We start from the raw sequence: 1,651 nt of genomic DNA, 5'->3' as shown, positions 1-1,651 counted from the left end.
AACAAACTATAGTCGGAGAGATAAGTTCCTCTGGTTTTGAGTGATTATCTTGTTTGACTTATTTGTTATGTTTTATTGACATTATTCTAATTAAGCGCTATTATAAATAATATTTAAAGTAATTCCTCTGTAGTTCAATTGGTAGAACGGCGGACTGTTAATCCGTATGTCACTGGTTCGAGTCCAGTCAGAGGAGCCAAATATTGATTTCATTTTAACTCAATCTCTTCATTGATCGCATCATATAACATTATTTATCTTAAGTTCAGTAAGATTAAGATATGAAATAATCGTAAATTATTAGCTTCAAGATGCTTGAGCTAATACTCCGCTGAAGTTTTCTATCCATATATCCATAAATGCCGCACACACTACCACAGCACGACAATGCTGGCGTCACAGAGTATGATCGTGATAAAATTTATAGTCTGTTGTGAGGTACTTATGTCAGATTATAGTAAGAAAACAGTTATTGTAGGCATGTCAGGCGGTGTCGACTCTTCCGTATCTGCCTTGTTATTGCAGCAACAAGGTTATCAGGTAGAAGGACTCTTTATGAAAAATTGGGAAGAAGATGACAACGATAAATATTGTACTGTAGCTAGCGATCTCACTGACGCTCAGACAGTTTGCGATCAGTTAGGTATTATGCTGCATACTGTTAACTTTGCTGCTGAATACTGGGATAATGTATTTGAATGTTTTCTAAGAGAATATCGTATTGGACGCACTCCTAATCCAGATATTTTGTGTAATCAAGAGATCAAGTTTAAAGTGTTCCTAGAGTTTGCTAGGCAATATCTAGGCGCCGATTACATCGCAACGGGACACTATGTTAGTAGCACCGAACAAAATGGAAAAAAGCAGTTATTACGAGGTAAAGATGAAAATAAAGATCAAAGTTATTTTCTTTATACCCTAGGAGACAAACAAATTGCCCAGTGCTTATTTCCAGTAGGAAAACTTAAGAAACTTCAAGTACGCTACATAGCAAAAAAATTAGGACTAGCAACTGCAGCTAAAAAAGACTCTACTGGTATCTGTTTCATTGGCAAACGTAAGTTACGCGATTTTCTCAGTAATTATCTTTACGCTCAACCAGGGGCAATCCTTACTGTTGAGGGTAATGAAATAGGCTGTCATCAAGGCTTAATATATTACACTATAGGCCAACGTAAAAGCCTGGGTATCGGCGGTACTCGCCAAGGTAGTCAAGATCCTTGGTACGTAGTAGATAAAGATATTGAGAACAACCTGCTTATTGTTGCCCAAGGCAATAAACATCCACGGCTAATGTCTACTGGGCTTATCGCCTCTCAGCTACACTGGGTAGATCGCGTACCTTTGACAACACCGCTACGGTGTACAGTTAAAACTCGCTATCGTCAGCCAGATATCGGTTGTCTAGTTGAACCCCTAGTTGATAATAGATTACAAGTTAGTTTTGACTATCCAGTAGCAGCAGTGACACCAGGCCAGTCAGCAGTATTTTATTTGGCAGAACGTTGCCTAGGTGGAGGCATTATCGAAACAAGAAAACCGCAGTTCTGTTGAGGATGATTAAATAGATGTAGTACAGGAGTAATTTTGACTAAAAACTATGTCGACATAACGCTAGCATTAGCTGGCGTATGCCAAAGTGCGCGGCTAC

1 protein-coding gene and 1 tRNA gene are annotated in these 1,651 nt (G+C 38.7%); both read left to right on the top strand.

Annotated features, from left to right (window positions below; translation table 11 throughout):
- Positions 1 to 123: 123 nt before the first annotated feature.
- Positions 124 to 199: transfer RNA gene (locus tag CEX73_RS00810), tRNA-Asn, on the top strand.
- A 245-nt stretch (positions 200 to 444) separates the two neighbouring features.
- Positions 445 to 1,554 carry a tRNA 2-thiouridine(34) synthase MnmA gene (gene mnmA / locus CEX73_RS00805; RefSeq protein WP_101626725.1) on the top strand — a complete coding sequence of 370 codons (1,110 nt, stop codon included), beginning with the start codon at positions 445 to 447 and terminating at the stop codon, positions 1,552 to 1,554.
- Positions 1,555 to 1,651 lie beyond the last annotated feature (97 nt).

The sequence above is a fragment of the Candidatus Palibaumannia cicadellinicola genome (assembly GCF_002855795.1).
Taxonomy (GTDB): Bacteria; Pseudomonadota; Gammaproteobacteria; order Enterobacterales; family Enterobacteriaceae; genus Baumannia; species Baumannia cicadellinicola_C.
This window is presented reverse-complemented; position numbering and strand designations above follow the sequence as displayed.